Raw genomic sequence first — 12937 nt, forward strand, 5'->3', positions numbered from 1 at the left:
GCATCTTTCAACCACTATTCGCATCCAGTGCGGCGCACAGTTTAAAATGACTGCCACCAATTCGCTATCAATATTGAAAAAAAATGACAGCATCGATTCTTTTAGCATCAACCTCACCGTTTCGTCAGGCGCTGCTGAGCAAGCTTGGCCTGCCTTTTACAGTAGATTCACCCCAGATAGATGAAACGCCGTTAGAAAATGAACGCGCAGAGGATCTGGTTACGCGCCTGGCCATAGCCAAAGCTCAGGCGCTGGCTGAGCGTTATCCACATCACTGGATCATTGGTTCCGATCAGGTTTGCGTCCTTAACGGCAGGATTACCGGAAAACCCCATACGGCGCAGAACGCAGAAGCACAACTGCGCGCTGCCAGTGGCAACCGCGTAACCTTTTACACCGGCCTCGCCCTCTACCACCACCCTGCCAGCCAGCGGCTGATGCAGTGCTGCGAACCTTTTACCGTGCATTTCCGCACGCTGAGTCAGGCCGACATCACCAACTATATAAAGAAAGAGCAACCGCTACAGTGCGCCGGCAGTTTCAAAAGTGAAGGACTGGGCATCTGCTTATTTGACCGGCTTGAAGGGCGCGATCCGAATGCGTTGGTGGGACTGCCACTTATCGCGCTCAGCGCGATGCTGCGTGAAGCGGGCATCAATCCCCTGGGAGCGTGATGCCGCCCTGCGTCAGTTTTTTTGCTGGCGCAGCTTCGTCAGGCACTGCTGTAACGTGTCATCCAGCGGCGCTTCCATACGCAGGGTTTCCCCTGTATTCGGGTGCGTAAATGTCAACGCAGCCGCGTGCAGGAAGAGCCGATCCAGCCCCGTAGAGGCCAGTTTGCTGTCAAAGTCGCGCTCGCCGTAACGATCGTCAAAGGCGATGGGATGACCGGCGTGCAAGGTGTGTACACGAATCTGGTGCGTACGCCCGGTTACCGGACTGGCTTTGATCAGCGTGGCAAACGCAAAACGTTCTTCCACTTTAAAGCGGGTTTCCGACGGTTTGCCGTCACTGCTGACACGCACCATACGTTCACCGCTTTGCAGAATATTTTTCAGCAGCGGCGCCTGAACCACTTTGATATGCGAGGGCCAGTTGCCCTGCACCAGCGCAAGATAATCTTTCTGCATGCCCTTCTCACGCAGCTGTTCATGCAGCGAACGCAATGCTGAGCGCTTTTTGGCCACCAATAAAATGCCGGACGTATCGCGGTCAAGGCGATGTACCAGTTCCAGAAAGCGCGCTTCCGGACGCAGGGCGCGCAGTCCTTCAATCACACCAAAGCTTAAGCCGCTGCCGCCGTGTACGGCTGTACCGGACGGTTTGTTCATGACCAGCAAATGATCGTCTTCAAAGAGGATGGCGTTAGCCAGTGAGGCAACTTTGGCCAGTTTGGGCGAGACAGCGTCCTCATCACGCTCCGCCACACGTACTGGCGGAATGCGCACCTCATCGCCCTCTTCGAGTTTATATTCAGGCTTGATGCGTTTTTTATTCACGCGCACTTCACCTTTTCGCACGATGCGATAAAGCATGCTCTTCGGCACGCCCTTTAACTGGGTGCGCAAAAAGTTATCAATACGTTGTCCGGCGTTTTCAGCCGTGATGGCGACAAACTGTACGCCGGGATTCTCTGTTTTCATGGCGGCGATTCTAAATAGTGTCCCCTGATAGCGCCACCCCTTTTTATGTGCTTAACTCTCTGCGTAGCGTCGGGATGAGCAATCAGATTGCTGGCATTTTCAACAGCCTGAATGCGCTTTCTGTCGCAGGGTTCTTAAAATGTAAAGAAAATTGATCAGTCAGTTAAAGTCACCTTGCTATATGAAGGTTAGCAGTGGAATAATGCTTAGGTTTCTTAGCTGAGGATTCAGATAAGAAAAAAAGCGAAATTAGTTATTTTGTCGGATTGAGCAGACACGCAGCAATGGCGTAAGACGTAATGCGAAATCAGGCACTTAGCGGGCTGCGGGTTGCGGCCTGGACATGAGATGGAGTGCACGGGTTTACAGAATTATCTCTCGCATTTCCACTATCTGGTGCTGTTGTTCCTTATGAAAAACAGGCCACCGACGTTATTTGCGCCCCTCGCGCGGTCGATAACCGTGAGGTTGACGACATTGCACTAAGTCACGGGGCCATCGGTTGATACTCGTCCAGGGTAACTATGCCCGCAGCTTTAATCACTCATGAAAGAATAACGAGTACGTTACGATGAAAAGAATGTTAATTAACGCAACTCAGCAGGAGGAGTTGCGCGTTGCCCTGGTTGATGGTCAACGTCTGTACGATCTGGATATCGAAAGTCCCGGACACGAACAGAAAAAAGCCAATATCTACAAAGGTAAAATCACCCGTATCGAACCCAGCCTTGAAGCGGCTTTCGTCGACTACGGTGCAGAACGTCACGGTTTCCTCCCTCTCAAAGAAATTTCTCGCGAATACTTCCCTGCTTCCTACAACGCTCACGGTCGTCCAAACATTAAGGATGTGCTGCGTGAAGGCCAGGAAGTTATTGTTCAGATCGATAAAGAAGAACGGGGTAATAAAGGCGCCGCCCTGACCACCTTTATCTCGCTGGCAGGAAGTTATCTGGTATTGATGCCGAACAACCCGCGCGCGGGCGGCATTTCTCGTCGAATTGAAGGTGACGACCGTACCGAACTGAAAGAAGCGCTTTCGGCACTGGAACTGCCTGATGGTATGGGGCTGATTGTCCGTACCGCAGGTGTAGGCAAATCAGCCGAATCGCTGCAGTGGGATCTCAGCTTCCGTCTGAAACACTGGGAAGCGATTAAGAAAGCCGCTGACAGCCGTCCTGCGCCCTTCCTGATTCATCAGGAAAGTAACGTAATCGTGCGCGCATTCCGCGATTACCTGCGCCAGGACATCGGCGAAATTCTTATCGATAACCCGAAGGTCCTGGAACTGGCGCGTCAGCATATTGCGGCTCTGGGCCGTCCGGACTTTACCAGCAAGATCAAGCTCTACACCGGCGAAATCCCGTTGTTCAGCCACTATCAAATCGAGTCGCAGATCGAGTCCGCTTTCCAGCGTGAAGTGCGCCTGCCTTCCGGTGGCTCGATTGTTATCGACAGCACCGAAGCACTGACCGCCATCGATATCAACTCGGCACGCGCTACGCGTGGTGGCGATATCGAAGAAACCGCGTTTAACACGAACCTTGAAGCAGCAGATGAAATCGCCCGCCAGTTACGCCTGCGCGACCTCGGCGGTTTGATTGTTATCGACTTTATCGATATGACGCCGGTTCGCCATCAGCGCGCGGTAGAAAACCGTCTGCGTGAAGCGGTCCGTCAGGATCGCGCCCGTATTCAGATCAGCCATATTTCACGTTTTGGCCTGCTGGAAATGTCCCGCCAGCGTCTCAGCCCGTCACTGGGTGAGTCAAGCCATCATGTCTGCCCGCGCTGTAGCGGTACCGGCACCATTCGTGATAACGAGTCGCTGTCACTGTCTATTCTGCGCCTGATCGAAGAAGAAGCGCTGAAGGACAACACCAAAGAAGTGCATGCTATTGTCCCGGTGCCTGTGGCCTCTTACCTGCTGAATGAAAAACGTGAAGCGGTCAATGCTATCGAAAAACGCCAGGGCGGCGTGCGTGCGGTTATCGTACCGGACGACCGGATGGAAACGCCGCACTACTCCGTGTTGCGCGTGCGGAAAGGTGAAGAAACGCAGACGCTGAGCTATCACCTGCCTAAGCTGCACGAAGCCGAAATGGCGATGCCTTCGGAAGAAGAACATGCCGAACGTCGTCGTCCAGAACAACCGGCCCTGGCGGCATTTGTGATGCCTGATGCGCCACCGGCACCGACGGAAGCAGCGCCGGAAGCGACCAAAGCGCGAACTGCGCCGGTTGCTGAAACCGCCCCTGCAACGCCATCCAACGGAACAGGCTTTGTTGGTCGCCTGCTGGCGGGCCTGAAAAAAATGTTCGCCGGTGAGCCTGCGCCTGCCACGGCAGAGCCCGTTGCTGAAGTGACCGAACCGCAGAAAACCAGCGGTGAGGAGAACGGCAATCAGCGTGGCGATCGTCGTAACAACCGCCGTAACAATAACCGCCGTGAGCGCACGCCACGTAATGGTGACACCACTCAGCAGCGTGAATCTCGGGACAACCGCGAAACCCGTGACAATCGTGAACCGCGTGAAGACAACCGTCGTAATAAGCGTCAGGGGCAGTCTAATGAGGCGCGTGATGAACGTCCGGCGCTGAGCGATGAAGCTCGCCAGCAACGCGATGAGCAACAGCAGCAGCGTCGTGAACAGCGTGCTGAACGTCAGCGTCGTCGTCAGGAAGAGAAACGTGCCCAGCAGGAAGCGAACAGCGCGGTTGAACAGGCCGTTGAAACCGCTGAGCCCGTTGCGGCTGAAGCACAGGACGATGAGCGCGTTCAGGCTATGCCACGCCGCAAACCGCGTCAGCTGACGCAAAAAGTGCGTGTTGGCGACAACAATGATCAGCCTCAGCATGCTGCCGTCGAGTCAGCAGAATCTGTTGAAGCCCGCAAGATTCAGCCGGTTGCAGAAGCCTCACAGGTCGACGACGCGGACGAAACCGAAGCGCGTGATAACGCCAACATGCCGCGTCGCTCTCGTCGTTCACCGCGCCATCTGCGCGTCAGTGGTCAGCGTCGCCGTCGTTACCGCGATGAGCGCTACCCAACACAGTCTGCTATGCCATTAGAAGCCGCTTCGGCCTCACCTGAGATGGCGTCAGGCAAAGTCTGGGTGCGCTATCCGGTCGCACAGACGAACGAAGAGCAGACCACACAGGATGCCGTGAAAACCGCACAGGACGACAGCCATGCAGACACAGCACCTGCTATCGCCCTGCCTGTGGCAGCGGCCGTAGACGAGGCGCCGGTTTCACAGCCCGATCCAGTACAGGTTGCTGAACCCCAGACAGACACGCCGGTTACTGTGGTGAATACGGATGACACGCAGGCGATTGATGCTCCTGTGCATCAGGAACCCTCTGTGATTCCTGCGGCTGCAGAAGCCCGCGCCGACGCCGTCGCGCAGCAGGCACAACCTGCCGATGTCACGGCTGAAGACGCGCATAAGTCCGACGTGACCGCCGCGCCCGAGGTCGCCCAACACGAGCACGTTGGGCCCGCAGAGCAGGCCGGTACGGCGGTGAGCCCGACAACCGAAGCTCAGGTTGACGCGGTGTTAAATGCACCGGTTGCTGCAGAGGAAACCGTTGCACCCATCACCGAACCGCATGCGCCTGTGGCTGCGCGCGACGTTGCTGTAGAAGCCCTCCAGGCCAATGCGGAAACGCGCTGGAAGCACTTTGCGTCAGCCCCAATGACCAAAGCGCCTGCGCCAGCATGGCAACCAGAGCCTGCGCGTCACAGCGACTGGCAGCGTCCTTCCTTCAATTTTGAAGGCAAAGGTTCTGCGGGCGGCCATAGTGCTACCCACCAGGCAACGGCCCCTGCGACCAAGCCATAAGCACGGTTCGCAGATGTGATAAACCCGGCTCCGGCCGGGTTTTTTATTGTCTGTTACGGACATTTCGGGTGAGGTATGCGGGCAGAAACACCACGGAGGGATCATCCTGAGGTATGTAATCAGGGCTACATTAGCCTGATCCGTGCAGCACAGCGTCAATCATGCAGCAAAGGTTCTCCGCACAGGTCGCCATGTTAATTGAGCAGCGAAAGAGGCATTACGCAGACAAAAAAAATCCCACCGTCCCTGTAGGACGATGGGAAAAACTAAGCGCACCCGGTTAAAGTACGCCTAAAATTTTTATGAATTTAACTGGAACAATGACATCTGAGACATATCAGTGAAGGTCTTATAAGAAGCCTGCAGCGCCTGTTGTTGCATGGTGTAGCTGGAAATCGCCTGGGTGTAATCCACATCCACCAGGCTACTCATCTGCGAGTCATAAATCACTTTGCGATCGTCACCCTGCGCATTCAACGTATCCAGCTCTTTCAGCTGTGTTCCGATTTCGGAACGTACGCTGAGCACGTTGTTAAGCGAGTTGCTCAGACCACGGTTGGTTTTATCCATTGCCGCTGAAAAGGTCGCTTTGGTGGCATCATCCGCGCCATTCTGGGGCACTTTTAGCGCACTGATAGCACTGTCCAGCATATTGAATAAATTCGTTTCACTGGTGCCACCGTTCGGTTCTTTCACCGCGTTGCTGGTGATCGACATTACGATGCTGTTACCGGTATGACCGATCGTCATCGTACGGTCCGTATCGACTTTTTGCGTAATCGCGTCGGTTCCGCCCTGATAGGTCACACCGCCGGCACCATCCACAAACGGTGGTGTATCAGTTTTATAGCCGGCAAAGATATAACGCCCGTTGGCGTCTTTGCTGTTGACCTGGTTCAGTAACTGCGCACGCACCCCTTCCAGCTGCGTTGCATACGAGGCGCGGTCATCGTCGCTCAATGAGCCGTTTGAGGCGGCCACAATCATCGACTGCGCGCTCATAATGCTGTTTGTCACACCGTCCAGCGTGTTTTCTTCCAGGGATAAGCCCTGGTCGGCGAAGGTACGGGCAACCGCATACTGGCTTGCCTGCGCCTGAGTTTGCGATAACACCACGGCACGGGAAGCGGCGATCGGATCGTCAGACGGGTTAGACACTCTGTATCCGGTAGACAGCTGTTTGCCCGCACTCAACCAGGAGGATTGCGCATCACTTACGCCGCGAACCTGCTGGTCAAAAATCATATTTGTACTGAGTCGCATGATGTCCTCTGCTCTTAGTTAATGCTAAGCAGGGCGTCAAAAACGGTGCTGGCCGCTTTTAAAACCTGCGCATTCGCCATGTAATATTGCTGGTATTTGGTCAGGTTCGCATACTCTTCGTCCAGGTTAACGCCGGAGACAGACTGCTGACGGTTTGTTAACTGCGTCACTACGTTCTGCTGCGTTGTACTGGCCGTTTTCAGGGCCTGTGTTTTGTTACCAACGGTACTCACCATCGCGCCATAGGCCTGGGACAACGTAGAATTACCGTTGACGATTTTGGCATCCTGTAGCGCCAGCAAATTTTGGGCATTGCGGTTATCACTTTCACCGCCTGGTGCCGCCGCCGCCGCAATCTGCGAGCCGCTGGTAATCGCCACTGACATGTTAGTAATAGCGTTCTGAACCGGCTTCACCAGGAAGCTGTCTTTGGCATTCGGCGTACCGTTGACCGTCAGACTCATCCCGTCCAGGCTGAGCGTCGTCACGCCGCCCGAGGTGGTGGGCGTCAGGGTCGTTTTGGCATTGTCTGACAAACGCGTAGCTGACCAGTTTGTTCCGTCATAACTGACGGTGTAATTCGATGCCTGCAGAGCACTGGCATTGCTCCATGCTGCGGTCATCGTTGCAGATGAGGTGTTTTTACTGTTGCCCTGAACAGTTGGGCCGCCAATAGTAAAGAAGTCGACGCCCTGATCACCATTGCTATCGAATCCCTGCTTGTGCACGGTGTTAAAACTGGTCGTAAAAGCGGCCGCAAGCTGTCCCAATTGGTTTTGAGCAAGGTCTAAATCCTGAGAGCGGAAGCTAAGAAGGCCGCCCAGAGAACCCGTTGTTACAGAGGATTCCGGAATCTGTACATTACCGGCCTGTGCATCCACATAACCAATTGTTGTACGGGTAATATCACTGTTTGATGGCATGGCAACCATTTTGGTTGTCTGATAGCCGTTAACTAATGAGGTGCCGTTAGCCATCGAAACGGTATAACTACCATCCTGTTGTGACACCGTCACACCGACAATATTATTTAGTCCGTTGACGAGCTGGTCGCGTTGGTCCAGTAAGTCATTCGGCACCGCACCGTTACCCGTAGTGAGTTTCGCGATTTGCTGATTGAGGTTCGCAATCTGACTGGTAAACGTGTTGATCTGATCCACATTGGCCGCAACGTCCGTATTGACGCTGTTTTGCAGGTTGGTCAGATATTGCGCCTGGGTCTGAAACTGATTGACCAGCCCCTGGGAGTTGCTGAGCATAGACTGACGCGCTGCGGGATCGTTAGCATTACTGACCACGTTCTGCATGTTGCTAAAGAAGCCCTGAATCGCACTCGACAGACTCGTTGTCGAGGTTGACATCAGATCGTCGATATTGGAGACCTGCGAATACTGCGTATTTGCCGCATTGTAGGTGGCTGAAGACCCACGCAGCTGCGCTGCGATAAAACTGTCGTATTCACGCTGAACACCGGTTACGTTAACCCCGTTACCGTAATAACTTTTTCCCTGCAGGGTACTGTTGGCTTCTGCCAGAATCGTCGTCTGACGTGAATAGCCAGCAACGGTGTAATTGCTGATGTTATTACTGGTGGTGCTTAAGGCGGCCTGTGCGGCACTGAGCCCGCTCATTGCGGAGTTAATTATGCTGGACATCTCGGTTCCTTACATTCCCCGCTACACGGGTCGCTGTCATCAGTGTGGTCGCCAGCGTGCGCTGGCGCGCCTGGCTCTTGCTGCTATTATCGGCATGCTTAAGTGAAACTTGAGGCACAATTCTCAGAACAATGTGCTTAAATCCTGGCTATAAGCTTTCACCACTTTTTCACCCATGCTCTTGAATTGCTGAATCATTCCCATCAGTTTTTGCGCATATTTCGGATCGGTGGCATAGCCCGCAGCCTGCAATGCCTGGGCGCCCTGCTCCGCGCTCTGTGCATTGGTGACAGCCGCATAACGTGGGTTATTTGAAAGCAGTTTGACGTAGTCGTTTAACGCTTCGAAATAAGAACTGTAAACCCGGAATGTCGCACGCACCTTTTTAGCTTCACCGTGCTCATATTCTGTGGTCATGATATCGGTCGTTTCGCCTTTCCAGTTCCCGCTGGCTTTGATGCCAAAGACGTTATAACTCGGCTTTCCATCACGGGTCAGGATTTGACGTTGCCCCCAGCCTGACTCCAGTGCAGCCTGCGCCAGAATCAGGTGATGAGGGATACCACTCTGCTGACTGGCGGCCTGAGCGGGCTGAGTCAGTTGGGCAATAAAGTCACGACTGTCGCTTGGCAGGCCGGTGGGCGAAGGCACGGGCAGGCGCGGCATAGCTTTGCGCACCATTTGCTCCAGCGGCGTGGCGCCGCTGGTGCTCATGATGAAGCTGTTATCCAGCTTCATCGGCACCGTACCGGCGCGCTCGTCCGGGGCTTTGGCGGGTTCCATCTGTTTAACGATGATATCCGCCAGGCCCAGGCCACGTTTACCGATGTCCTGCGCAATCTGCTGATCGTACATTGACGTGAAAAGCTTGGTCTGTTCATTGCTGAGAATGCCGTCCTGCGGTAACGCTTCACGCATACTCTTCAGCATCATCTGAACAAACATCCCTTCAACCTGCTGCGCGACCTGCAGTGCTTTCCCTTTGGGATCGGCAGTGACATCGCGTTTCAGGTCGTTCAACGAGCGGCTGTCAAAAGCCGCATTCATCAGCGATTGCGTATCGTTCATCAGATAATTTCCAGTTTTGCGCGCAGGCAACCCGCGCTCTGCATTGACTGCAAAATAGACATCAGTTCGATAGGCGATGCACCCAGCGCATTCAGCGCACGCACCACGCTGTTCAGGTTGGCGCTGGAGTTAACCCGTTGCAACGCACCGCCGCTCTGACGCAGATCGATCTGCGTATTGGTAGTAGCGACAGTCTGTCCACCCGCCAGCGGCGTGTTCGGCTGACTCACGTTTTGCTGCTGATTGACCGTGACAGACAGGTTGCCCTGAGCGACCGCACAGGTGTTCAGTTTCACTTCACGATTCATCACAACAGAGCCGGTGCGTGAGTTAATGATGACTTTGGCATCCTCAACCGGCACGGAGACATCAATGTTCTGAATCTCTGCCAGTAAACGAACCTGCGCACCATTATTCGGAGACACGCGGACCTGGACCGTACGGGCGTCCAGCGGCTGGGCCGAACCGTATCCGCCACGGGCGTTGATCGCATCAGCAATTCGTTGCGCCATGGAGAAATCTTCGGTGTTCAGCTGCAGGTTAATCGTATTCTGCGAACCAAAGTTGCTCTGCAGTTCACGTTCAACCGTTGCCCCATCGGTAATCCGTCCACCGTTAAGCTGGTTGACCTGAACGCTGCTGCCGCCTGCTGCGGCACCCGCGCCGCCGACCAGAATGTTACCCTGGGCCAGCGCATAAACCTGGTTATCCACGCCTTTCAGTGGCGTCATTAACAGCGTGCCGCCGCGCAGGCTTTTCGCGTTACCCATGGACGACACCACCACATCCAGCGTCTGGCCCTGGCGGGCAAACGAAGGTAGCCTGGCGGTAACCATCACGGCGGCGACGTTTTTGAGCTGCATGTTGGTGCCCGGTGGCACGGTAATGCCCAGTTGCGACAGCATGTTGCTGACGGTTTGGGTCGTGAACGGCGTCTGCGTTGTCTGATCGCCTGTTCCGTCCAGGCCCACGACAAGGCCATAACCCAGCAGTTGGTTATCACGCACACCCTGTACGGTGGTTAAGTCGCGGATCAGATCGGCACGCGCCATCAGGCTTACGCCTAACAGTAATCCCAGACCGACACGCCATAATGTTAGCTTTTTCATTGCAACCTCTTAGAACGGCGAGATATTCAGGAAGAAGCGCTGCAACCAGCCCATATTTTGCGCTTCATTGATATAACCATTTCCGACGTACTCAATACGTGCATCGGCCACGGCTGTAGACAACACGGCGTTACTCGCACTGATGGTGCGTGGGTTAACCACGCCCGAGAAACGAATAAACTCGGTGCCCTGGTTGATCTCAATTTGTTTTTCTCCGACCACGTGCAGGTTGCCGTTCGACAGAACCTGATCCACCGTGACGGTGATGGTGCCGGTAAAGGTGTTGTTAGCAGATGCCCCACCTTTGCCTGCGAAATCATTTTTGCCACCCGCCGCAAAGTTGGCTTTTTCGCCCGTTGCGCCGGCTAAACCTTCTAAACCGGTAGGCACTGCAGTGATACCCAGACTGCCGCTGCCGTTACGGCTGGCATTCGAGGTCGAACTTTTGCTGGCACTGACGTTTTCCTGCAAGGTGATAGTCAGCGTATCGCCGATATTACGTGGGCGGCGATCTTCAAACAGCGGCTGATAGCCGTAGTTGAGCGGCGCAACACCCTGAAAAATGGACCCATTTACCACAGGTGGCGCAGAGGGCAACGGCTGAGCCGTGGTCGCTCCTTGCACCAGTGGCGTGCGTGGCACCAACGCACAACCGTTAAGCGTCAGCAGTGCGGTGACTACTAACCAATGTCCAGGCTTAAGAATATGTTGCATCGCCACGGAGTTACGACCTTATTCATGACTAGTCTTCAGGCCAGCCTTAGCTGGCCCTGTTCGTGTTACAGCTGTGTCAACTTCGCCAGCATTTGATCGGAGGTGCTGATCGCTTTGCTGTTAATTTCGTAAGCACGCTGCGTCTGGATCATCGTAACCAGTTCTTCCGCGACGTTTACGTTAGAGGTTTCGGTATAACCCTGATACAGCAAACCGGCACCGTTCTGCCCAGGCGTACTGTCCGTCGGCGCACCCGATGCCTGCGTTTCCTTGTAGAGGTTTTCACCCACGCTATCGAGACCCGCATTGTTCATGAAGGTGCTCAGCGTTAACTGTCCGACCTGGGCGGCCTGCGTCTGCCCCTGCTGGGTTACGCTCACCACACCATCACGCGACACGGTGATACTTGTGGCGTTGGCTGGAATGGTAATACCAGGCTGCACAGGGAAACCCGCGTTGGTCACCAGTTGGCCGTTCTGGTCAACCTGAAATGAACCATCACGTGTATACGCAGAAGTTCCATCTGGCATCTGGATTTGGAAAAAACCCTGGCCGTTGATGGCGATATCTTTTGAGTTGTTGGTTTGCGACAGGTTGCCCTGCGTATGCAAACGCTCGGTCGTCACCGGACGTACACCAGTACCGATTTGCAAACCTGACGGCAGCGTCGTCTGCTCAGATGACTGCGTGCCCGGCTGACGCATGGTCTGGTACATCAGATCTTCAAACACGGCACGTGAGCGCTTAAACCCGTTAGTACTGACGTTGGCCAGGTTGTTGGCGATCACGTCCATGTTCATCTGCTGTGCATCAAGACCGGTTTTGGCGATCCATAAAGAACGAATCATGTATTTATCCTCGCGCCTTAGCTGCCGATGCTGAGCAACTGGTTGGCTTTCTGTTCGTTTTGGTCAACGTTGTTAATGACCTTCATCTGCATCTCGAAACGGCGGGCATTGGCGATCATATCGACCATCGTTTCCACCGGCTTCACGTTACTGCCCTCAAGCACACCCGGCATGACCTGCATAGTCGGATCGGCCTGCAGGGCTGCGCCACGTGTCGCCTGCGTCGCGGCGGTGGGACGGAACATGCCATCGTCCCCACGCTCTAACTCTTTACCGGTTGCCTGGACGAGCTTCAGACGGCCCAGTTGTACAGTCGCATTAGGTGAGTCGCCAGCGTTCAGCCCGGTAATAGAGCCATCAGCCGCGATGGTGATCTCAGAACCTTGAGGGATCACAATCGGACCACCTTCGCCCATTACGGGATTGCCCTGCACCGTCAGCGTACCGTCCGAACGAATTTGCATGTTGCCGTTGCGGGTATAGGCTTCGCTGCCGTCGGCGGTGCGTACAGCCAGCCAGCCATCCTGCTGCATTGCCACGTCCAGTGGGCGCTGGGTGTAATCCATGGCCCCCTGACTCATGTCGGCACCCGGCGTGGACGCCGTGACCAACGTGCGCGTGGGCAGTGACCAACCAGTGACCGGTACAGCACGCAACGCGTTCAGCTGCGCCCGGAAACCGGGCGTTGAGGCGTTGGCGAGGTTGCTGGCGGTAACCGCCTGCTGATCCAGTGTCTGACTGGCCGCGCCCATCGCGGTATATATCGCGTGATCCATAGAGCAATCCCGTTAGCGAA

General features: G+C 55.0%; 10 protein-coding genes. 2 read left to right on the forward strand and 8 right to left on the reverse strand.

Annotated elements, in window-relative coordinates; all coding sequences use genetic code 11:
• Positions 1-83 precede the first annotated feature (83 nt).
• Positions 84-674 (forward strand): nucleoside triphosphate pyrophosphatase, encoded by a 591-nt coding sequence (locus tag C7433_RS04290; protein ID WP_110267682.1) that lies wholly within the window; start codon positions 84-86, stop codon positions 672-674.
• 12 nt (positions 675-686) lie between these two features.
• Here the strand turns inward: C7433_RS04290 and rluC are convergent, their stop codons facing one another.
• Entirely contained in the window at positions 687-1643 is a 957-nt protein-coding gene (gene rluC / locus C7433_RS04295) for a 23S rRNA pseudouridine(955/2504/2580) synthase RluC (RefSeq protein WP_110267683.1), read from the reverse strand.
• 571 nt (positions 1644-2214) lie between these two features.
• On the opposite strand from rluC, the gene rne reads away from it, so the two are divergent.
• Positions 2215-5484: a ribonuclease E gene (rne, locus tag C7433_RS04305; protein WP_110267685.1), complete on the forward strand. Its 3270-nt coding sequence runs from the start codon at positions 2215-2217 to the stop codon at positions 5482-5484.
• A 300-nt stretch (positions 5485-5784) separates the two neighbouring features.
• On the opposite strand, the gene flgL is transcribed toward rne, so the two are convergent.
• The 7 genes from flgL to C7433_RS04340 all read right to left on the reverse strand — a co-directional run bounded on the left by flgL (position 5785) and on the right by C7433_RS04340 (position 12917).
• Positions 5785-6747: a flagellar hook-associated protein FlgL gene (flgL, locus tag C7433_RS04310; protein WP_006118825.1), complete on the reverse strand. Its 963-nt coding sequence runs from the start codon at positions 6745-6747 to the stop codon at positions 5785-5787.
• A 14-nt stretch (positions 6748-6761) separates the two neighbouring features.
• A complete protein-coding gene (gene flgK / locus C7433_RS04315) occupies positions 6762-8402 on the reverse strand; it encodes a flagellar hook-associated protein FlgK (protein ID WP_006118824.1) in 1641 nt (546 codons plus the stop codon).
• Between the two features lie 123 nt (positions 8403-8525).
• A complete protein-coding gene (gene flgJ, locus C7433_RS04320) occupies positions 8526-9470 on the reverse strand; it encodes a flagellar assembly peptidoglycan hydrolase FlgJ (RefSeq protein ID WP_110267686.1) in 945 nt (314 codons plus the stop codon).
• Positions 9470-10579, reverse strand: coding sequence for a flagellar basal body P-ring protein FlgI (locus C7433_RS04325; protein WP_006118822.1), 1110 nt, complete (start codon positions 10577-10579; stop codon positions 9470-9472). The genes flgJ and C7433_RS04325 overlap by 1 nt, the downstream gene beginning before the upstream one ends.
• Before the next feature lie 9 nt (positions 10580-10588).
• On the reverse strand, positions 10589-11293 hold the full coding sequence (locus C7433_RS04330) for a flagellar basal body L-ring protein FlgH (protein WP_170317968.1): 705 nt from the start codon (positions 11291-11293) through the stop codon (positions 10589-10591).
• A 65-nt stretch (positions 11294-11358) separates the two neighbouring features.
• Positions 11359-12141 (reverse strand): flagellar basal-body rod protein FlgG, encoded by a 783-nt coding sequence (gene flgG / locus C7433_RS04335; RefSeq protein WP_006118820.1) that lies wholly within the window; start codon positions 12139-12141, stop codon positions 11359-11361.
• 17 nt (positions 12142-12158) lie between these two features.
• Positions 12159-12917 (reverse strand): flagellar basal body rod protein FlgF, encoded by a 759-nt coding sequence (locus C7433_RS04340; protein WP_033737560.1) that lies wholly within the window; start codon positions 12915-12917, stop codon positions 12159-12161.
• Between the last annotated feature and the right edge of the window lie 20 nt (positions 12918-12937).

This window comes from Pantoea sp. PNA 03-3, from assembly GCF_003201175.1.
GTDB classification, from domain to species: domain Bacteria; phylum Pseudomonadota; class Gammaproteobacteria; order Enterobacterales; family Enterobacteriaceae; genus Pantoea; species Pantoea stewartii.

Bases quoted from the DNA above. Each gene is read 5' to 3' on its own strand.
- rluC (WP_110267683.1), bottom strand. From the start codon at position 1,643: ATGAAAACAGAGAATCCCGGCGTACAGTTTGTCGCCATCACGGCTGAA.
- flgK (WP_006118824.1), bottom strand. From the start codon at position 8,402: ATGTCCAGCATAATTAACTCCGCAATGAGCGGGCTCAGTGCCGCACAG.
- C7433_RS04330 (WP_170317968.1), bottom strand. From the start codon at position 11,293: ATGCAACATATTCTTAAGCCTGGACATTGGTTAGTAGTCACCGCACTG.
- flgJ (WP_110267686.1), bottom strand. From the start codon at position 9,470: ATGAACGATACGCAATCGCTGATGAATGCGGCTTTTGACAGCCGCTCG.
- C7433_RS04340 (WP_033737560.1), bottom strand. From the start codon at position 12,917: ATGGATCACGCGATATATACCGCGATGGGCGCGGCCAGTCAGACACTG.
- flgG (WP_006118820.1), bottom strand. From the start codon at position 12,141: ATGATTCGTTCTTTATGGATCGCCAAAACCGGTCTTGATGCACAGCAG.
- C7433_RS04325 (WP_006118822.1), bottom strand. From the start codon at position 10,579: ATGAAAAAGCTAACATTATGGCGTGTCGGTCTGGGATTACTGTTAGGC.
- C7433_RS04290 (WP_110267682.1), top strand. From the start codon at position 84: ATGACAGCATCGATTCTTTTAGCATCAACCTCACCGTTTCGTCAGGCG.
- flgL (WP_006118825.1), bottom strand. From the start codon at position 6,747: ATGCGACTCAGTACAAATATGATTTTTGACCAGCAGGTTCGCGGCGTA.
- rne (WP_110267685.1), top strand. From the start codon at position 2,215: ATGAAAAGAATGTTAATTAACGCAACTCAGCAGGAGGAGTTGCGCGTT.